The sequence below is a fragment of the Sinorhizobium meliloti genome (assembly GCF_017876815.1).
Classification (GTDB): Bacteria; Pseudomonadota; Alphaproteobacteria; order Rhizobiales; family Rhizobiaceae; genus Sinorhizobium; species Sinorhizobium meliloti.
In genome coordinates this window covers 3,643,989-3,661,477 of sequence record NZ_JAGIOS010000001.1, presented here as the reverse complement: position 1 = coordinate 3,661,477, position 17,489 = coordinate 3,643,989, and the positions used below count along the sequence as shown (strand labels likewise).

The following is a 17,489-nucleotide window of genomic DNA, read 5'->3' as shown; positions in this document are numbered from 1 at the left end:
ATCACTCTACGATGGATATATTTTGCAGGCGAAAGTATAGACCGCACCGATTAACAGAAGGTTCGCTCAGTTTCGCCTTCCACCCTCGAAGACGCGCAGGTGCTGCGCCATGCGGAAGGGGCGATCGCAGGCATCGATGCGGCTGCCGGTAAGACCGGCAGTCGTGGAGCATTCGGACGCAGGCAATGCGGCACAGCGGCTTTCCAGGACAAGGTGCTGCAATGGCTTCATGTGCAGCCATATCGGACGGGACAGCGGCGACAGAGCGCCGAGTATGCGGTCGCCCGTTCCATCGGGAGAGGCGAGGGGGGTAAGCAGAATTTCCACTTCCAACCGATCCCCGGTTGCGGTTGCGCCGGACGCAGCCAGTAGCATCGGCATGCATCGCTTCACGACCTGACCGGCGATACGGGCAGCCTCCTCCTGCTGTCCGCCGAGCCACAAGGCGGAGAATTGACGGTGGCGGAGTTCGTCGCCGAACAAGCCGCAGATGTGGGTGCCCGCGAGACGAAAGTGTATTCCACCGTCCGCCTGCGCCTGGAGGATGAAGACGTTGGGCAGGAGTGAACGAATATCGGCGGGCTGGATTTCGTCACGGCGCGGGAGATCGCGGCCGCCGCGAACTTCGTTCCAGTATTGAAACAGTTCCATTGTCGTTCTGCTGCGCATCTTGCCCGATCGGTCGTTGTTGCGGCGCAGACCGTCCCAGATCGAGATAGCCGGCGGCATATTGCGTGGTCCTTGAGTGCATGGAGCGATTTTCGTGCCACGGCGAAATTAAGGTTAACGGCCGGTTTCGATTGCGCTCGACGCCGGCGGCTGCCATGTCATTCGGCAGCACTTCACGAAGGATTGCCTTCAGCACATCGACTGACGCGCGCGCAACGGCGCGTGACGCCGTTCAGTTTTCACTGGACGGCGTTTTTTTGTTTGCTTATCCCTTGCGCGCTACTGCGGGCGGTTCGCCGCCGTCTGGGCGCAACCGCAGCGACCGAAGGGAAGAGGCAGCTATGGAACGGGATCAGGCGGCAACGTCACCGGAAACCGATGTCGACAGTACCGACGTCCGCAGTCGCGAGCCCGCCTTCAATCTTCCGCCGGGGCTGACCGGAATCCTTTCGTTCCTGATCGCGGTCCATGTCTTGAGGACCTATGTCCTGCCGGCCGAGATCGACCAGGAGCTGATCCTCAACTTTGCCTTTCTGCCCGTGCGCTACACGCTTCCGCTCGGTGAGCAGGGGCTGGTCTGGCTCTGGACGCCGGTGACCTATTCCTTCCTGCACGGAAGTTGGGAGCATCTCATCTTCAATGTCTTCTGGATGGTCGCGTTCGGCGCCCCCGTCGTCAGACGGATCGGGATGGCTCGGCTCGCCTTGTTCTGGTGCCTGTCGGCGGCTGCCGCCGTCGGCTTGCACATCATCTTCCACTGGGGCGAGATGGCCGTGGTGATCGGGGCTTCGGGCGTCGTTTCAGGCTTGATGGGGGCGGCGGCCCGTTTCGTATTTTCCCCGAGCGGTCGCATCAGCCGCCAGTTTGCCCATCTCAATCGACGGCTGTCGTTTGCGGAGACGCTCACCAACCGGTCCGTGCTCGTCTTCACCGGGATATGGTTTCTGACCAATTTGCTGGTGGGCTTTGGCTTTCTGTCGATCGGAGGGGCAGGAAGCGTGGCCTGGGAGGCGCATATCGGCGGTTTCCTCTTCGGCTTCCTTCTGTTCGCATTCTTCGATCCCCGAAGGTAGGTTGGGTGAGGCGCCGCCAGCCGGGAAGAAGCCTCGGCCGCCTTCGGGCGAGAGTGCGATAATCGATTGTATCAACCGCAGAATTTTCGTGATGCCTGATTTCGCCGCAGAGGCGGCAGGCTTTCTGCAGAAGCCTTGATTTCCTGAAGTCGCTGGAGCACCATTCATCACGGCCGCCGAATTGCTCGAGGCGACCGCGGAAAAGGCCGGGTGCCGGCGTAGCTTTGTGCTCGAGGAGCGGCAAAGGGCAGCGCAGGCGCCGGAATGGGTACGGGTTTCCTGCGGCCATCTGCACTGTCTTCGCGGTCTTCCTTCCGCCGGAAGAAAGTGCAGTGACCGGCACGGACGGAAACTCTTCCCGTCGGCCCGGTTTTGTCGCAACGGGAGATGTGCGCATGTCGGTGAAAGCGATTCTCAATGAAAAAGGCAGCAACGTCATCACGGTCACAGCGCAGGTGACGGTTCAGCAGGCCGCGTCTTTACTGCATGAAAATCATATCGGAGCCGTTGTCGTCGTCGATCCGGAGGAGCATATCGTTGGCATCATGACGGAGCGCGACATCGTCGCCTCGATTGCCCGATATGGTGCCGCCTGCCTCGACAAGCCGGTTTCTTCCGTCATGTGGCAGAACGTCTATTGCTGTCGCGAGGAAATGTCCGTCGACTCGCTGATGGAGATGATGAGTAAATTTCGCGCGCGTCATCTGCCCGTGGAGCGGGAAGGCCGGCTGGCCGGCATTATCTCGATCGGAGACGTGGTTAAGTATCACATCCGCGCCATCGAGAACGAGGCCGAACAGATCAAGGCCTATATCGCCGGCTAGGGCCTGTTGAGATTCATTTTGAGTTTATGATGGCTGCTGCGAGATGGATAATGGCGTTGAAGCCCTGCTCGGTTTTGTCAGCACACATGGCGATGCGCTTGAATTTCCTTGAGTACCGACCGTGCGCCACTGCATGTGTCCATTGATCGTGGCCGATCAATGGACAAAAACATGCAGCAGCTCAAAGTGCTACAGCGACCTTTGCGCGTCTCATAAGACGAGCGGCGCTGTAGGAACTTTTCGGAGGACTGCAATCTCTCCTCTACCTCATCCCTGTGCTCGTCACAGGGATCCAGCAGCGCCGCGTCTGCGGCGCGGGAGCATTCTTTCAGCCCAAGGACTTGGTCTGGCTGGATTCCTGTGACAAGCACAGGAATGAGGAAATCAAACAAGCGGCGCCGGGTGTCCGGATCTCAACGGGCCTTGGAACACTTGGGCCGATCCGCGAATTCTCCCAGCCGTTCAACGGGACAGCGGTTCCTGCATGCGCCGGATTTCCGAAAGCTTGATCTTGGCTTCCTGATAGCCGCGCTCGATCGCTTCGCCCGCGCGGTGGAATTCCGAAAGTCCGATATCGTTCAGCTTCGGGTGGAGAGACAGATCCGGCGGATCGCCAGCCAGCCGGGCGCGCGAAATGCGGTCCTGAATGATGTTGAAGGCCTGGACCATGACGCTGGTCATGCCGAGCCGTGCTGAAAAGCGGTTTGCCTCCGTTGCCGGCGCATCGGGCGTTTCCATGCCGGCGCTGTGCTTGACCACCGCCGAGCGCCCGTAGACATCGTAGTTCAGGTTGACGGCGACGACGTGCAACTGCTCATGTGCGCGGCAGACCGAAACGGGAACGGGGTTGACCAGCGCGCCGTCGATGAGAGTCCGGCCATTGGCGTTGACGGGCTCGAAAATGCCAGGCAAGGCGTAAGATGCGCGAATGGCGGTAATAAGGGATCCTTTCTCGATCCATACCTCGTGACCGCTGTAGACCTCCGTGGCGACGGCCACGAAGGGCCGGTCGAGATCCTCGATACTGAGGTTCTGCAGATGTTCCTGCATCCGCTTGGTGAGCCGCAGACCGCCGAAGAGGCCACCGCCGCCGATCGCGAAATCGAGCAAGCCGGCAATGCGGCGCACGGTAAGCGAGCGGGCGAAAGCCTCCAATTCATCGAGCTTGCCGGCGAGGTAACAGCCGCCCACCAGCGCACCGATCGATGTGCCCGCAATCATTCCGACTTCGATACCCTCCTCGTCGAGGGCTTTCAGGACACCGATATGGGCCCAGCCCCGCGCAGCACCGCCGCCGAGCGCCAGCGCAATCCTGGGTTTCACGGATTGGGAAATGGGTAGTGCTGGAGGAGTGGTCGTGATCGACGACCCGTTCGCGCCGGAAAGATCGGCAATCTGACTGTTACGCGTGAATGTCCAGTTCAGCATCCGGCACCTCCGACACCGCCGAATAGATTAGCTTCCAGCACACGGCCCTGCAGGAAGCCCTGCCGAGCCCTACTACCGAATATTCCTTGAACCGAAGCGATTCGGCCATCGAAACATGCCGGTGCCGGCCTCACATTTGGTCGCTGAAAGACTGACACCATGATCGAGATATAGCACTGAACCGGCTACAAATGCGGCCCGCCCGATAAACATTGGATACAGCCTGCAACACATTTTGGTGCTCCGCCGTTACCGCGGGAACCACTTACAAGATTAATGATTAGATGCCCGTTTGGTTGCCAAAAGATGAATATATCAACCAGGCGAACCAGAAAAAAGCAGATGCTCAGTTGCCGGCGTAGATCTGCGCCGGATCGAAATGCCTGTGGTCGTCGGTGATCGCCACTTTTGCTTCGCCATCGGCGACGCCGACCGTCCGATAGAAGCACGAGCGGCGCCCGGTATGGCAGGTGGCATCGTGGCCGGCCACCGAGACTTTCAACCAGACGGCGTCCTGGTCGCAATCGGTTCGTATTTCCCGGACGGTCTGCAAATTGCCCGAGCTTTCGCCCTTCTTCCAGAGGCGGTCGCGTGAGCGGCTGTAGTAATGCGCGAATCCGGTCTCGAGCGTGAGGGACAGCGCTTCGGCGTTCATATGCGCGACCATCAGCAATTCGCCATCGCGGGCATCGGTCACGACGGCCGTGATCAGACCCTTCTCGTCGAAACGCGGAGTGAAGGCCGGGCCGCTTTCCAGTTCGGCCTTGTCCTGCGGGGGGGATGCAAAAGTGAGCGTCATCGTCTGAGCTCCACTACAGCGCCGCGCGTCTTGATCAGACGCGCGAGGCCGCTGTAGCACTTGGGGGTTGCTGCATGCGTTTCAACATGCGGTGGCGGAGCTTACTTGAAGCCCCTGAGCATCGTCATGAAGCGGACCTGTTCGGCCGGCTCGCTCTTGAACGCACCGGTGAAGGTGGTCGTCAGCGTCGTCGCGCCCTGCTTCTTGATACCGCGCATCGCCATGCACAGGTGCTCGGCCTCGATCATCACCGCCACGCCCCGCGGCATGAGGGTCTCGTCGATGGCCTTTGCGATCTGCGCCGTCATCGCTTCCTGCGTCTGCAGGCGACGGGCGTAGATATCGACGACCCGGGCGATCTTGGAAAGGCCGAGCACGCGGCCGTTCGGCAGATAGGCGATATGGGCCTTGCCGATGATCGGCACCATGTGGTGCTCGCAATGCGAATAGAAGGGGATGTCCTTTTCGAGCACGATATCGTCGTAGCCTGAGACTTCCTCGAAGGTTCGTCCGAGCACGTCTTCCGCCACGAGATCGTAGCCGCCGAAAATTTCCCGATACGCCTTGGCGACACGCGCAGGCGTGTCCTTCAGGCCTTCTCGTGCCGGATCTTCACCTGCCCAGCGCAACAAGACGCGAACGGCTTCTTCGGCTTCCTTCTGCGTCGGACGACCTGTGTCGTCGAGCACAGGAAAATTCTTCACTATGGCGTCCATATGGCCCCTTCAAGCAATACGAAATTGCTGACGTTTTATCTTTTCGGACAACTCGCCATTGGCCATACGCCTAACCCTGCAGGCTTGGGTTCCGTTGGCGGGTTCCGGGGCTTTCGGGTCTCGGCTTAGCAGTGCACTGGACCGTCCGGCACGGTTTCCCAAACAACAGGCGACATTTGATCCCCTTGCGGAACTGTCACCCCAACACGACATAGCATATAGTATGGTGCCACATGGATAAAAGAGCCCGAATGCGCCACGCCTTGCTTTTTTCCCGCCCCCTGGGGAAAATCATGCGCCGAACGTCAGAAACCGCGAAAAATCCACCGGATTCCTAAATGATCGACGACATTTACAACAGCAGAATTCTCGAATTCGCAGGCAATATTCCGCGCCTCGGAATGTTGGCCGACGCCGACGCCGAAGCCGCCGCGCATTCCAAGCTCTGCGGCTCGAAGGTGAGAATCTGGCTGAAGATGGACGGCGACGTCGTCAGCGACTTCTCCCATGACGTCAAGGCTTGCGCGCTCGGCCAGGCATCTTCATCCATCATGGCGCGGCATGTCGTAGGGGCCCATGCGGACGAGATCCGGCAGGCCCGCGAGGATATGCTGGCCATGCTGAAGGCCGATGGGGAGGGCCCGTCGGACCGTTTCGAGGACATGCGCTTTCTGAAGCCCGTCAAGGACTACAAGGCGCGCCATGCCTCGACGATGCTGACTTTCGATGCCGTCGTCGATGCCATCGGGCAGATCGAGGCGAGGCGCCTCGCTGCGGCCGTCTGAGCCATGTGCCCTCAGCCCCATGCCGATCATGCAATCACCCGCGGCGATACCGGTGCCGCCGGAGGGCGGAATTGGTCCGGGCCGTTCCGCAAGACGCCGGGACGGCTCGTCGGCATGGCCCTGATCCGCGCCTATCAACTGACGCTGTCGAGCTTCATCGGCAATTCCTGCCGGCACCTGCCGACCTGTTCGGAATACGGCTTCGAGGCGATCGCCCGGTACGGCCTCTGGGCCGGCGGGTGGCTGACCTTGTTCCGGGTCATCCGCTGCGGCCCGGGCGGAACCCACGGATTCGATCCGGTGCCGGACAGCCTCGCACCGCGCCAGCGCTGGTACACGCCATGGCGCTACTGGCAGCGACGCCGAAAGGACGCATGAGAGCCGTGACCATTCCGATGGAGTACCGGCAGGCCTCTGCGGATTTCGACCGGTTCATCGTCGATGCGCGCGATATCGCCGCTCTTCAGACAACCAATCAGGCCTATACGATGGTGCAGGCGGTGCTTTACACTTTCCGCCGCCGCCTCGAAATTTCCGCCGCCCTGCTTTTCGCCAATGCGCTGCCGCCGGTCCTTCGTGCGATCTTCGTCGCCGATTGGGATCTGGAGGAGCCGACGCTCCCCTTCTCCGAGCGCCGGGCGATGACGCGCGAGGTGCAGGCCTTCCGCGGCAACCACAACGTCTCTCCGGAAACGGCGATTGCAGATGTAGCCGCGGCTTTGCGGCGGAATGTCGACAAAACCCTGCTCGATCGTGTGCTTGCACGGCTGCCGGCGGGGGCAGTCGATTTCTGGCGGGCTTCGAGCGAATGAAGGCTTACGTCGCCTTGCTCCACAGCATCGTTCTCGGCGACGGCCGGCGCGTCGTAATGGCCGACTTGAAGGCGATGGCCGAAGCGCTCGGCTGCAGGGCGCCGCGCACGCTTGTCGCCACGGGCAATCTCCTGTTCGAGGCGCCGGAAAAGCCCCTCGCGGAATTGGAGGCCGAACTCGAAAAGGCTTTCGAGAAGACCTTCGGCCGTCACGTCGACATCATCGTTCGTTCCGCGGAGGACTGGTCGAGACTTGCTGCAGGCAACCCTTTTCTCGCGGAAAGCGAAAGGGACCCTGCGAGCGTCCACGTGCGGGTGATGCGCTTGCCTCTCGAGGTCGACATGCGGGAAAAACTGCTCGGCTATTGCTCCAGGGGCGAGCGCGTGGCCATAGTGGACGGCGATCTCTGGGTCGATTTTGCCGGCAAGGCGAGCGAATCGAAGCTGCTCGGGGCGCTAACGACCAAGCGGCTCGGCATCGGGACGGTGCGCAACTGGAATACGGTGAAGGGACTGCGTGGAATGGTTGCCGGTTGAGCGGCCGCGCCTTTACTCCACGGTGAAAAAGCTTTATCAGGCCCGCGAACCGGCCCCGGCCGGCAAACCATACCACCCGCATTCGTTGGCGGGACTGGATAGGAGATCATGATGTCGCAATCCGTTTCCCTTACATTTCCTGATGGCTCCGTTCGAGAATTCGCCGCCGGCACGACCGGTCGCGACGTCGCGGAATCGATCTCGAAGTCGCTCGCCAAGAAGGCCGTCGCGATCGCCATTGGCGGCGAACTGCGCGATCTCTCGGATGCCGTGACGGAAGGCAGGATCGAGATCGTCACGCGCGAAGACAAGCGCGCGCTCGAGCTCATCCGCCACGACGCGGCCCATGTCATGGCGGAGGCCGTGCAGGAATTGTGGCCGGGAACGCAGGTGACCATCGGTCCGGTCATCGACAACGGCTTCTATTACGATTTCGCCAAGAACGAGCCCTTCACGCCGGACGACCTGCCCGTCATCGAGAAGAAGATGCGGGAGATCATTGCCCGCAACAAGCCCTTCACCAAGGAGGTCTGGTCACGCGACAGGGCCAAGGAGGTCTTTGCCGCCAAGGGCGAGAACTACAAGGTGGAGCTCGTCGACACCATCCCCGAGGGCCAGGACCTGAAGATCTATTACCAGGGCGACTGGTTCGATCTCTGCCGCGGGCCGCACATGGCCTCGACAGGCCAGATCGGTACGGCCTTCAAGCTGATGAAGGTGGCGGGCGCCTATTGGCGCGGCGACAGCAACAATCCGATGCTGACGCGCATCTACGGCACTGCGTGGCACACGCAGGAGGAACTGGATCAGTATCTGCACGTGCTCGCCGAAGCCGAGAAGCGCGACCATCGCCGGCTCGGCCGCGAGATGGACCTCTTCCACTTCCAGGAGGAAGGGCCTGGCGTGGTCTTCTGGCACGGAAAGGGCTGGCGGATCTTCCAGAGTCTCGTCGCCTATATGCGCCGCCGGCTCGAAGGCGATTACCAGGAGGTCAATGCTCCCCAGGTCCTCGACAAGTCGCTCTGGGAGACCTCCGGTCACTGGGGCTGGTATCGCGACAACATGTTCAAGGTGACTGTCGCCGGCGACGATACGGACGATGATCGCGTCTTCGCGCTGAAGCCGATGAATTGCCCCGGGCATATCCAGATCTTCAAGCATGGTCTGAAGTCTTACCGCGAACTGCCCGTTCGGCTGGCGGAATTCGGCGCAGTCCACCGGTATGAACCCTCCGGCGCGCTGCATGGCCTCATGCGCGTCCGCGGCTTCACGCAGGACGATGCGCACATCTTCTGCACCGACGAGCAGATGGCGGCCGAATGCCTGAAGATCAACGACCTGATCCTTTCCGTCTACGAGGACTTCGGCTTCAAGGAAATCGTCGTGAAGCTGTCGACGCGGCCGGAAAAGCGTGTGGGCTCCGATGAGCTTTGGGATCGCGCCGAAGCCGTGATGACGGAAGTCCTGCAGACGATCGAGGAGCAGTCCGAAGGCCGCATCAAGACCGGCATCCTGCCGGGCGAGGGCGCATTCTACGGTCCGAAGTTCGAATATACGCTGAAGGACGCGATCGGCCGCGAATGGCAGTGCGGAACGACGCAGGTCGACTTCAACCTGCCGGAGCGTTTCGGCGCCTTCTACATCGACAGCGAATCCGAGAAGCGTCAGCCGGTGATGATCCACCGTGCCATTTGCGGTTCGATGGAGCGTTTCCTCGGCATTCTGCTGGAGAACTATGCCGGCCATATGCCGCTTTGGATATCGCCGCTGCAGGTGGTGGTCGCAACGATTACCTCGGAAGCGGACGACTATGGCCGCGAAGTCGCCGAACGCTTGCGTGATGCGGGGCTGACGGTCGAGACCGATTTCCGCAACGAGAAGATCAACTACAAGGTCCGCGAGCATTCGGTAACGAAGGTTCCGGTGATCGTCGTGTGCGGCAAGCGCGAAGCGGAGGAGCGCTCGGTCAACATCCGTCGCCTGGGTTCTCAGGGGCAGACGGCAATGTCGCTGGACGAGGCCGTTGCTTCGCTCTCCGCCGAAGCCATGGCACCGGACCTCAAGCGCAGGAGCAATTCCAGGAAAAGCGTGTAACGGTTTTCCGTAAGTGCGCGCTCATGACGCGGCTGCCCCTCATCCGGCTGCCGCCACCTTCTCCCCATCTTGATGGGGAGAAGGGACAAGCGGCACGCTCGTCCCGCTGCAGCAACCGGCGTGAAAGATGATCGGGCGACCGCTGCTTGTCCCTTCGCCCCGCTTGCGGGGAGAAGGTGCCGGCAGGCGGATGAGGGGCGGGCTTCAGTCCTGCGCTTCCGCGGCCTGGTCGGCTTCGCCGTTGCCGTTGAGCAGCACTTCCACGTCGGTATTGACGCCTGCCTTCACGGCAAAATCGCGCTGGTAGATCTTGTCCTTGTTGCGCGCCACCGCCGTGTAGCTGCCCTCGGCAAGGACGAGGGTCGGGAAAGCGCCGACGCTCTCGCTGACGACGTCGCCGGAGGAAGTGAGGATTGACCAGGCGGTATCCGCAATGGCTTCGCCGCCGGCTTCCGAGACGAGCTTCAGGGTCAGCTTCGCGGCGCGGTGCTGGATCGTCGCTTCGGTCAGCTTGCCGGCTTCGATCTGGATGTCGGCACGGATGACGGCATTCACCGATCCGTAGTTCGACACGACGTGATAGGTGTCGGCATTGAGTTGAACCACCGTACCGGGTTTCACGTCGGCGACCACGAGGCCGCGCTCGCCATCCTCCTTCACGTCGGAAGAGAAGATCGAAAAGCTGAGTTCGTTCGGCGGGATGCGGACATCGCTGCCGGAGACGGCGTTCAGCATGACGCCCCCGGCATCGAGCACGAGCACCTGTTTGTCGAGCGGGCCGTCTTCGGGCACGCGAATCTTGCGGGTCGCGCCCGCCCGGCCAAAGGCGACGTTGACGAAATATTCGCCGGGCACGAGATTGAAAGCGGTGGAGCCGCCCTCGGAGGTCGCGAGCAGCGGCAGCTTTCCGTCGCTGCCCGGAATGGGGCTGAAGACCCGCCAGGTAAGGCCCGATTGGACCGGCTTTCCCTTATCCGTCAGCAGCGCCTCGAGCTCCACGTCCTTCAGTTGGCCGCCCTGCGTCGGATCGGTGATGAGCGGGCTGAAACCGGTAAGCTTCGGCATCTTTTGCGTGCCGGAGATCGAGGGAAAGCTCTTGAAGGCGTCTGTGGGGTCCTCCGCAAACGCTCGTCCCGCACCGGTCCCGGCGAGTGTGATCGCCAGAACGGTTCTCAGGAAAATACGAAGACGGAGACGCATGAGAGCAGTTGACTTCTTGACTGGGTGACTCCACTTGGGACGCCGGTATGGCATTTTCGTGGCTGCCGATGCGGCGGCAAACTAGTGGAATTCGCTCGATATGAAAACCGAAATAAAGCTTGTCGACTATCTTGCCTCCCGCAGGTCCATCCCGGCCTTTCAGATGGGTGAGCCAGGACCCAGCAAGGCGGAAGTCGCGGAAATGCTGAAGCTCGCCTCGCGCGTGCCGGATCATGGCAAATTGGCGCCGTGGCGCTTCATTGTCTATCGGGGCGAGGAGAGGGCGCGCATCAGCGCCGAACTGAAGAAGATGGCGCTTGCCGCCAAGCCGGACATGCCGGAAGAGATGATCAAGGTCGAGGAGGCGCGGCTGACGCGCGCGCCGGTCGTGGTCGCCGTGGTCAGCAAGGCGGCGCCGCATTTCAAGATTCCGGAATGGGAGCAGCAGATGTCGGCTGGTGCCGTCTGCCTCAATCTGCTGATGGCCGCAAATGCGCTCGGTTACGCCTCGAACTGGCTGACCGAATGGTATGCCTTCGAGGAACGGGCCTATCCGCTGCTCGGCGTGGCGCCGGGCGAGAAGATTGCGGGCTTCATTCACATCGGCACTGCAATGGTGCCGCCGACGGAGCGCCCCAGGCCCGAACTCGAGGAGATCGTCACCTGGGTCGGGGAGGGCGACTGATGTTCTACGACACCGCCGGAAACGGGCACGGCCTGCCGCACGATCCCTTCAAGGCGATCGTGTCGCCGAGACCGATCGGCTGGATCGGCACGCGCGGGGCCGATGGGGCGCTGAACCTTGGGCCCTATTCCTTTTTCAACGCCATCAGCGACCGGCCGAAGCTCGTGATGTTCGCCTCGAGCGGCTACAAGGATTCGGTACGCAACATCGAGGCGACCGGGGAGTTCACCGCGAGCTTTGCCAGCCGCAACCTGAGCGAGGCGGTCAATCTCACCTCGGTGGCCGCCCCGCATGGTGAAAGCGAGTTCGAGATCGCCGGACTGACGCCTGTAGAGGGAACGCTCGTGAAGGCTCCCTTCGTGGGCGAGGCATTCGCGGCGCTGGAATGCCGGATGACGGAGATCTTCCGGCCCAAGGGTATCGATGGCGTCGTTTCCGACAGCTATGTCGTCATCGGCGCAGTGGTCGGCATTCACATCCGCGAGGAGGCCATCCGCGATGGGCGGTTCGACATGGCGACCGTCAAGCCGCTCGCCCGGCTCGGCTACATGGACTATTGCGATGGCGGCGACGTCTTCGAGATGATGCGGCCTGTTCGCTAGATCAGGTTCTAGACTTCCGGCACGACGCCTGCAGCGGCAAGAAGGTCGATCTGCTGCGGCGAGCGGAGGGCAACGCTCGAAAAGCCGTTCTCCACGCTGTTTTTCCACAGGCGCCGCACGGTCGCCTCATCCTCGGCGTCGATAGGCAGCATGTCGTAAGCCGCGATGCGGGCCTCGCAGGCTCTCAGGACTGCCGCAGCACGGCCGGCTCGAACGACAGCCGGCACGTCGCCCGTTTCGGTCACGCGCCTGCAACCACACGCTTCGGCCAGGGCCGAGGCATCGAACACCAGTGCCGAGAGGCGCGATGAGGCACCCGCCAGCGAGTGAGGCGACAGGACGCTTTCCGGCGTCGTCGCGTATTCCGCAAGAATAACCGTTCGGCCCTGGGGCTTGCTGGCCGCCGCCTCGGCGACCTTGAGCAGCACATCGAGCCGTTGAATGTCTGCGGGGCCGCGGCATCCGGCCAGAACGACGCCGTCGAAGCCGCTGCCGATCAAAGCGGCAAGCTCGTCTTCACCGGGATCGCTACTCGTTTCGATTCGGGCGAGCAACAGGCAGCCGGCGTCCTGTCGAGGCAGATCCGAGGGCGGCAGGCCAGTTTCGCTCCCGGCAATCACGACCGCTCGGAAGGCGGTCAGGATCTCCCTGCGAGGCACCGGTTCGCCGGCCGGCAGATACAGGAGCGGTAGGATGGTTTGCGCGCCGTTAACAGACATGGTGAACCAATCTTAAACCTTTGGCCGCTAGGCTTCGAGCATGGGGCTGCTCGGGTGACTAGTGGGGCATAGGTGATCATACAAGCATTTCTTCGCTGGGTGGAAACGGCGAAAGCCAGCGAACGCGCCAGTGCTGCCAGTGCGCTTGGTCGTGCCTTTGCTCAGGCCGATGTGAATGGCATCGATCGGCAGGCGGTCGAAATGGCGATGACCTTTCTCCTCGACGATCCTTCGCCCAAGGTGCGGCGGTCTCTTGCCGAGGCGCTGGCGGATTGCCCGATTGTGCCGCGCTCGATCATCAAGGCGCTTGCGCAGGACCAGCCCGAGATTGCCTACATCGCGATTTCCCGCTCACCGGTCTTGAATGACGACGATCTTGTCGACATGGCGGCGGACGGCGGCGCGGAGATGCGGGCGCTGATCGCCTCCCGCAGCGACGTCTCATGCGCCGTTGCGGCTGCCATCGCCGAGATTGGCGGCGAGGAAGAGGTGCTCATCCTGTTGGAAAATCCGGGGGCCAGGCTTTCTCCGGGCTCGTTGCGGCGAATTGCCGACCGCCTCGGCGATAGCGTGGCCGCCCGCGGCCTGTTGCTCGAGCGTCATGATCTGCCGAGCGACGCGCGCCAGACCCTCGCCGAAAAAGCCGGCGCGGCGCTTGCGGCGTCTGACCTGGTACGCGCCGTTATCGGCGAGGACCGGGCGCAGCGTGTCGTGCGGGAGACTTGCGACGCGGCAGCGCTGACGCTTTCCTCCGCCTCCGCGCGGGAGGAATTGCAGCGGATGGTTGCCGCTCTCCGCAAAACCGGCCGCCTGACGCCGGCTCTGCTGCTGACGGCGCTTTGCAGCGGCAGGACGGAGTTTTTTTCTGCGGCAATCGTGGATCTGTCCGGAGTCCCGGAGAAGCGCGTCCGGTCGATCCTTTCGGGCGGGCGATTCCACTCGATCAGGGCTCTCCTCGAAACTGCGGGGCTTGGCCGTGAAGTGAGCGGAATGTTTTCGGAGGCCGTATTGTTCTGCCAATGCGAGGCAGATGCGGATCACGATGGAGCCTCCCTCTCCGTCGCCGCCAGACTTTCGGATCGCCTTCGCCGCCGAAGCTTCGGCGCATATCACGCCGTCGCCGAACTCGCGGAGCGGCTGGCTTTTGCCGAGCAGCGGCAGAGGGCGCGCAACTACGCCTTGTTGCTCTCCCGCCAGGCCGCGTAAGACGGCTTGATTACCTCAATTGCCGAATCGGCGCGCCACCCAGGAATAGCCGTCTTCGACGTAGTGGACCGGTGCACTGACGATCGCCTTCAGTTTCTCCCGGTCGGGTACGGCGCCGCTGATCAATGCCAGGGCGCGCCTCGGCAAGGTTGGTTCTCCGCCTTCTGCCGTTGATGTTGTGTTTTGCTGCACGCCCGGCTGAGCCGGAAGCGTTGCATTCAGCTCCGGAACCGGCTCGCTTTCCGCCGTCATGCCCGGCCCTGAGCTCTCGCACACGGCCACCACGACGGGGTAGTTCCTGTCGGAGAACCGCGGCAGTTCCTTTTGCGATTCCGTGTCGCACTGCGCGATCGACGGCCAGTCGCCGTTCACGGTCGAGATGTAATGGCATTGGGTAATGTTGTCGTCGCAACCGAGAATGGTCATGACGATCAGGGCGGCTTTCATGGTCACTCTTCCGTTCAGATGATGACGACGCTTTTTTATGGCCGTCCGATTCTTTCCAAAGAAGGGCAAAAGCCGGCGGGCGCCGAAACAAATTGTTTCTCCCCGTTACGCGGATTGATTGTAGTAGCTGCGAAATTGCGTCGTTTGGCGTATTGGTCCCGGCGATCTTCGGCATTAGAGCGTTGAAATCATGTGCGTCCGGACGGGACCGAATGGAGAAACTGAAATGACCGCCGTAACCATCGCCGAAGAGTCGCCGCGCCAGCCGGCCGTTATTCGCCTTCTGGAATTGTCCGATGCCTATGCGGCATCGCTCTATCCGGCCGAAAGCAATCATCTGGTCGATCTGTCTCAGTTGGAGCAGCCCACCGTATCCTTTTTCGTGGCCCGCCGTGACGGCGAAGTCGTCGGCTGCTGTGGCCTCGTCGAAGCGGGCGACGGTACGGCCGAGATCAAGCGGATGTTCGTCGACCCGGAGGCGAGGGGGCTGAAGCTTGGCAAGCTGCTTTTATCGGTTCTCGAAGCCAAAGCGGCAAAGCTCGGTCTCACGGCAATCCGTCTTGAGACCGGCATCTATCAGCCGGAAGCGATCGGTCTCTACAAGGCATCCGGCTACGTGGAGTGTGCGCCCTTCGGCAGCTATCTACCTGATCCGCTGAGCCTGTTCATGGAAAAACCGGTTCGGCAGGAGGCGTGAGGGGCGATCGCGAGTTTCAGATGTCCAGGTTGTCCGCGAAGACCGCGCGCTCCTGGATGAAACGGAAGCGGGCCTCGGCTTTCGTTCCCATCAGGCTGTCGACGGCATCGCGGGTGCCCTCGAAGTCGACATCGTCGATTTCGACCTTGAGGAGCGTCCGCTTGGCCGGGTCCATCGTGGTTTCCTTGAGCTGCGCGGGCAGCATCTCGCCGAGGCCCTTGAACCGCCCGAGTTCGACTTTGCCGCGACCATTGAACTCCGTCCGCATCAGCTCTTCGCGATGCGCGTCGTCGCGGGCATAAAGCGTCTTGGAACCCTGGCTCAGGCGATAGAGCGGCGGCACGGCGAGATAGAGATGGCCTCCGCGGATGAGCTCCGGCATCTCCTGATAGAAGAAGGTGATCAGAAGAGAGGCGATGTGCGCACCGTCGACGTCGGCGTCGGTCATGATGATGATGCGCTCGTAGCGCAGGTCCTCTTCGCGATACTTCGAGCGCGTGCCGCAGCCGAGCGCCTGGACGAGATCGCCGATCTGCTGATTGGCACCGAGCTTCTCGCGGCCGGCGCTGGCGACGTTGAGGATCTTGCCGCGCAGCGGCAGGATCGCCTGGTTGGCGCGGTTGCGCGCCTGTTTGGCCGAACCGCCGGCCGAGTCCCCTTCGACGATGAAGAGTTCGGCACCTTCCGCCGTATTCTGGGCGCAGTCCGCGAGCTTGCCCGGCAGGCGCAGCTTGCGGACCGCCGTCTTGCGGCTGACTTCCTTTTCCTTGCGCCGGCGTACACGCTCCTCGGCGCGCTCCACCACCCAGTCGAGAAGCTTGGCCGCCTCTGCCGGATTGTCGGCGAGATAATGGTCGAAAGGATCGCGAAGCGCGTTTTCGACGATGCGCTGCGCCTCCACCGTAGCCAGCTTGTCCTTCGTCTGACCGACGAATTCCGGCTCGCGAATGAAGACCGAGAGCATGCCTGCCGCAGAGATCATGACATCGTCCGTGGTGACGATCGCAGCGCGCTTGTTCTGTGTGAGCTCGGCGTAGTTCTTGAGCCCCTTCGTCAGCGCAATGCGCAGACCCGCCTCGTGCGTTCCCCCTTCGGGCGTCGGGATGGTGTTGCAGTAGGAATGGATCTGCTGGTCGCCGCCATACCAGGTGACGGCCCATTCGAGCGAACCGTGGCCACCGGACTTTTCCGATTTGCCGGCGAAAATCTCGCGGGTGACCGTGAATTCCTTGCCGAGCGTGGCGGCGAGATAGTCCTTGAGGCCGCCGGGGAAATGAAACACGGCCCTGTCCGGGATTTCCGAACCTTCCGGCAGGAGCGCCGGATCGCAGGACCAGCGGATTTCCACACCGCCGAAGAGATAGGCCTTGGAGCGGGCCATTCGGAAAAGCCGCGCCGGCTCGAAGCGGGCATGCGGTCCGAAGATCTGCGGGTCGGGGTGGAAACGGACCCTGGTGCCGCGCCGGTTGTGTACGTCACCCAGGTCTTCGAGGCCGCCCTGCGCGATGCCGCGGGAGAAGCGCTGGCGATAGAGCCGGCGATTGCGTGCAACCTCGACTTCAAGGTCGTCCGACAGTGCGTTGACCACGGAAACGCCGACGCCGTGCAGGCCGCCGGAGGTCTCATAGGCCTTGCCGTCGAACTTGCCGCCGGCATGCAGCACCGTCATCACCACCTCGAGCGTCGACTTGCCGGGAAATTTCGGGTGGTTCTCGACGGGGATGCCGCGGCCGTTGTCGGTCACCGTCAGGTAGCCGTCGGCGTCCAGGTTCACGTCGATGAAGTTGGCGTGTCCCGCGACCGCCTCGTCCATCGAGTTGTCGATGACCTCGGCGAACAGATGATGCAGGGCCTTTTCGTCCGTCCCGCCGATATACATGCCCGGACGGCGCCGGACCGGCTCCAGACCTTCCAGCACTTCGATTGCCGAGGCGTCGTAGTCGCTGCCGTCGCTCGTCTTGGGTGCGGGGCGCGACGCTTCGTTACCGGCGGCGGGGGCCGCGGGCTTGCGTGGCGCGGCATCCGCCGGCTTCGGCTGTTGGGGCATAGCGGAAAAAAGGTCGCTGCTGTCGTCCATGAAGCGTTCAGATCGTTCCTGTCTAATTGTCGGCTAGGCCATAGCAAGACCGCGGCGCGGCCGCCATCCTTTGTCGCGCGAATCACCGGAATTCTGCCAGAGTCTCGCCCGAAGAGCGAA

At 62.2% G+C, this 17,489-nt stretch carries 19 protein-coding genes; 11 read left to right on the top strand and 8 right to left on the bottom strand.

Annotated elements, in window-relative coordinates; genetic code table 11:
* Positions 1 to 66 precede the first annotated feature (66 nt).
* Positions 67 to 729, bottom strand: a complete 663-nt coding sequence (locus tag JOH52_RS17760) for a PAS domain-containing protein (RefSeq protein ID WP_014529689.1) — start codon at positions 727 to 729, stop codon at positions 67 to 69.
* Positions 730 to 1,010: 281 nt separating this feature from the next.
* On the opposite strand from JOH52_RS17760, the gene JOH52_RS17755 reads away from it, so the two are divergent.
* The gene (locus JOH52_RS17755) at positions 1,011 to 1,742 is read left to right on the top strand and encodes a rhomboid family intramembrane serine protease (protein ID WP_003534691.1); all 732 of its coding nucleotides are present in this window, start codon (positions 1,011 to 1,013) and stop codon (positions 1,740 to 1,742) included.
* Between the two features lie 395 nt (positions 1,743 to 2,137).
* Complete coding sequence (locus tag JOH52_RS17750) at positions 2,138 to 2,566, top strand: CBS domain-containing protein (RefSeq protein WP_003534694.1); 429 nt, start codon at positions 2,138 to 2,140, stop codon at positions 2,564 to 2,566.
* A gap of 462 nt (positions 2,567 to 3,028) precedes the next feature.
* On the opposite strand, the gene JOH52_RS17745 is transcribed toward JOH52_RS17750, so the two are convergent.
* The 3 genes from JOH52_RS17745 to folE form a co-directional block, all read right to left on the bottom strand.
* On the bottom strand, positions 3,029 to 3,994 hold the full coding sequence (locus JOH52_RS17745; RefSeq protein ID WP_003534696.1) for a patatin-like phospholipase family protein: 966 nt from the start codon (positions 3,992 to 3,994) through the stop codon (positions 3,029 to 3,031).
* Positions 3,995 to 4,340: 346 nt separating this feature from the next.
* Positions 4,341 to 4,793, bottom strand: coding sequence for a phosphoribosyl-AMP cyclohydrolase (hisI, locus tag JOH52_RS17740; protein WP_003534698.1), 453 nt, complete (start codon positions 4,791 to 4,793; stop codon positions 4,341 to 4,343).
* Between the two features lie 101 nt (positions 4,794 to 4,894).
* Positions 4,895 to 5,509: a GTP cyclohydrolase I FolE gene (gene folE, locus JOH52_RS17735; RefSeq protein WP_014529687.1), complete on the bottom strand. Its 615-nt coding sequence runs from the start codon at positions 5,507 to 5,509 to the stop codon at positions 4,895 to 4,897.
* A gap of 338 nt (positions 5,510 to 5,847) precedes the next feature.
* Between folE and JOH52_RS17730 the strand changes: the two genes are divergently transcribed.
* The 5 genes from JOH52_RS17730 to thrS all read left to right on the top strand — a co-directional run bounded on the left by JOH52_RS17730 (position 5,848) and on the right by thrS (position 9,736).
* A complete protein-coding gene (locus tag JOH52_RS17730) occupies positions 5,848 to 6,294 on the top strand; it encodes an iron-sulfur cluster assembly scaffold protein (RefSeq protein WP_014529686.1) in 447 nt (148 codons plus the stop codon).
* Between the two features lie 3 nt (positions 6,295 to 6,297).
* Positions 6,298 to 6,672 (top strand): membrane protein insertion efficiency factor YidD, encoded by a 375-nt coding sequence (yidD, locus tag JOH52_RS17725; RefSeq protein WP_014529685.1) that lies wholly within the window; start codon positions 6,298 to 6,300, stop codon positions 6,670 to 6,672.
* Positions 6,669 to 7,106: a DUF2267 domain-containing protein gene (locus tag JOH52_RS17720; protein WP_017266739.1), complete on the top strand. Its 438-nt coding sequence runs from the start codon at positions 6,669 to 6,671 to the stop codon at positions 7,104 to 7,106. The genes yidD and JOH52_RS17720 overlap by 4 nt, the downstream gene beginning before the upstream one ends.
* Complete coding sequence (locus JOH52_RS17715) at positions 7,103 to 7,642, top strand: DUF1697 domain-containing protein (protein ID WP_010969217.1); 540 nt, start codon at positions 7,103 to 7,105, stop codon at positions 7,640 to 7,642. The genes JOH52_RS17720 and JOH52_RS17715 overlap by 4 nt, the downstream gene beginning before the upstream one ends.
* Positions 7,643 to 7,753: 111 nt before the next feature.
* Positions 7,754 to 9,736: a threonine--tRNA ligase gene (gene thrS / locus JOH52_RS17710; protein WP_014529683.1), complete on the top strand. Its 1,983-nt coding sequence runs from the start codon at positions 7,754 to 7,756 to the stop codon at positions 9,734 to 9,736.
* A gap of 204 nt (positions 9,737 to 9,940) precedes the next feature.
* Here thrS and JOH52_RS17705 read toward each other — a convergent pair whose 3' ends face one another.
* Positions 9,941 to 10,936: a hypothetical protein gene (locus JOH52_RS17705; RefSeq protein ID WP_017267056.1), complete on the bottom strand. Its 996-nt coding sequence runs from the start codon at positions 10,934 to 10,936 to the stop codon at positions 9,941 to 9,943.
* Positions 10,937 to 11,036: 100 nt separating this feature from the next.
* Here JOH52_RS17705 and JOH52_RS17700 point away from each other — a divergent pair, with 100 nt between their 5' ends.
* Together JOH52_RS17700 and JOH52_RS17695 are read left to right on the top strand one after the other, a co-directional pair.
* A complete protein-coding gene (locus JOH52_RS17700) occupies positions 11,037 to 11,621 on the top strand; it encodes a nitroreductase family protein (protein ID WP_003534715.1) in 585 nt (194 codons plus the stop codon).
* Positions 11,621 to 12,223: a flavin reductase family protein gene (locus JOH52_RS17695; protein WP_003534717.1), complete on the top strand. Its 603-nt coding sequence runs from the start codon at positions 11,621 to 11,623 to the stop codon at positions 12,221 to 12,223. Before JOH52_RS17700 ends, JOH52_RS17695 begins: the two co-directional genes overlap by 1 nt.
* An 8-nt stretch (positions 12,224 to 12,231) precedes the next feature.
* On the opposite strand, the gene JOH52_RS17690 is transcribed toward JOH52_RS17695, so the two are convergent.
* Positions 12,232 to 12,942 (bottom strand): aldolase/citrate lyase family protein, encoded by a 711-nt coding sequence (locus JOH52_RS17690; RefSeq protein ID WP_017267057.1) that lies wholly within the window; start codon positions 12,940 to 12,942, stop codon positions 12,232 to 12,234.
* A gap of 72 nt (positions 12,943 to 13,014) precedes the next feature.
* On the opposite strand from JOH52_RS17690, the gene JOH52_RS17685 reads away from it, so the two are divergent.
* Entirely contained in the window at positions 13,015 to 14,148 is a 1,134-nt protein-coding gene (locus JOH52_RS17685) for a DUF2336 domain-containing protein (protein WP_014529680.1), read from the top strand.
* 15 nt (positions 14,149 to 14,163) lie between these two features.
* Here the strand turns inward: JOH52_RS17685 and JOH52_RS17680 are convergent, their stop codons facing one another.
* On the bottom strand, positions 14,164 to 14,595 hold the full coding sequence (locus JOH52_RS17680; protein WP_014529679.1) for a hypothetical protein: 432 nt from the start codon (positions 14,593 to 14,595) through the stop codon (positions 14,164 to 14,166).
* A gap of 226 nt (positions 14,596 to 14,821) precedes the next feature.
* Between JOH52_RS17680 and JOH52_RS17675 the strand changes: the two genes are divergently transcribed.
* Entirely contained in the window at positions 14,822 to 15,292 is a 471-nt protein-coding gene (locus JOH52_RS17675; RefSeq protein WP_010969220.1) for a GNAT family N-acetyltransferase, read from the top strand.
* Between the two features lie 16 nt (positions 15,293 to 15,308).
* On the opposite strand, the gene parE is transcribed toward JOH52_RS17675, so the two are convergent.
* Complete coding sequence (gene parE, locus JOH52_RS17670) at positions 15,309 to 17,369, bottom strand: DNA topoisomerase IV subunit B (protein ID WP_003534725.1); 2,061 nt, start codon at positions 17,367 to 17,369, stop codon at positions 15,309 to 15,311.
* Between the last annotated feature and the right edge of the window lie 120 nt (positions 17,370 to 17,489).

Excerpts from the sequence above, each read along its gene's own strand:
- hisI (WP_003534698.1), bottom strand. The coding sequence starts at position 4,793 with ATGACGCTCACTTTTGCATCCCCCCCGCAGGACAAGGCCGAACTGGAA.
- thrS (WP_014529683.1), top strand. The coding sequence starts at position 7,754 with ATGTCGCAATCCGTTTCCCTTACATTTCCTGATGGCTCCGTTCGAGAA.
- JOH52_RS17720 (WP_017266739.1), top strand. The coding sequence starts at position 6,669 with ATGAGAGCCGTGACCATTCCGATGGAGTACCGGCAGGCCTCTGCGGAT.
- JOH52_RS17700 (WP_003534715.1), top strand. The coding sequence starts at position 11,037 with ATGAAAACCGAAATAAAGCTTGTCGACTATCTTGCCTCCCGCAGGTCC.
- folE (WP_014529687.1), bottom strand. The coding sequence starts at position 5,509 with ATGGACGCCATAGTGAAGAATTTTCCTGTGCTCGACGACACAGGTCGT.
- parE (WP_003534725.1), bottom strand. The coding sequence starts at position 17,369 with ATGGACGACAGCAGCGACCTTTTTTCCGCTATGCCCCAACAGCCGAAG.
- JOH52_RS17730 (WP_014529686.1), top strand. The coding sequence starts at position 5,848 with ATGATCGACGACATTTACAACAGCAGAATTCTCGAATTCGCAGGCAAT.
- JOH52_RS17760 (WP_014529689.1), bottom strand. The coding sequence starts at position 729 with ATGCCGCCGGCTATCTCGATCTGGGACGGTCTGCGCCGCAACAACGAC.
- JOH52_RS17750 (WP_003534694.1), top strand. The coding sequence starts at position 2,138 with ATGTCGGTGAAAGCGATTCTCAATGAAAAAGGCAGCAACGTCATCACG.
- JOH52_RS17705 (WP_017267056.1), bottom strand. The coding sequence starts at position 10,936 with ATGCGTCTCCGTCTTCGTATTTTCCTGAGAACCGTTCTGGCGATCACA.
- JOH52_RS17675 (WP_010969220.1), top strand. The coding sequence starts at position 14,822 with ATGACCGCCGTAACCATCGCCGAAGAGTCGCCGCGCCAGCCGGCCGTT.
- JOH52_RS17745 (WP_003534696.1), bottom strand. The coding sequence starts at position 3,994 with ATGCTGAACTGGACATTCACGCGTAACAGTCAGATTGCCGATCTTTCC.
- JOH52_RS17690 (WP_017267057.1), bottom strand. The coding sequence starts at position 12,942 with ATGTCTGTTAACGGCGCGCAAACCATCCTACCGCTCCTGTATCTGCCG.
- yidD (WP_014529685.1), top strand. The coding sequence starts at position 6,298 with ATGTGCCCTCAGCCCCATGCCGATCATGCAATCACCCGCGGCGATACC.
- JOH52_RS17680 (WP_014529679.1), bottom strand. The coding sequence starts at position 14,595 with ATGAAAGCCGCCCTGATCGTCATGACCATTCTCGGTTGCGACGACAAC.
- JOH52_RS17695 (WP_003534717.1), top strand. The coding sequence starts at position 11,621 with ATGTTCTACGACACCGCCGGAAACGGGCACGGCCTGCCGCACGATCCC.
- JOH52_RS17715 (WP_010969217.1), top strand. The coding sequence starts at position 7,103 with ATGAAGGCTTACGTCGCCTTGCTCCACAGCATCGTTCTCGGCGACGGC.
- JOH52_RS17755 (WP_003534691.1), top strand. The coding sequence starts at position 1,011 with ATGGAACGGGATCAGGCGGCAACGTCACCGGAAACCGATGTCGACAGT.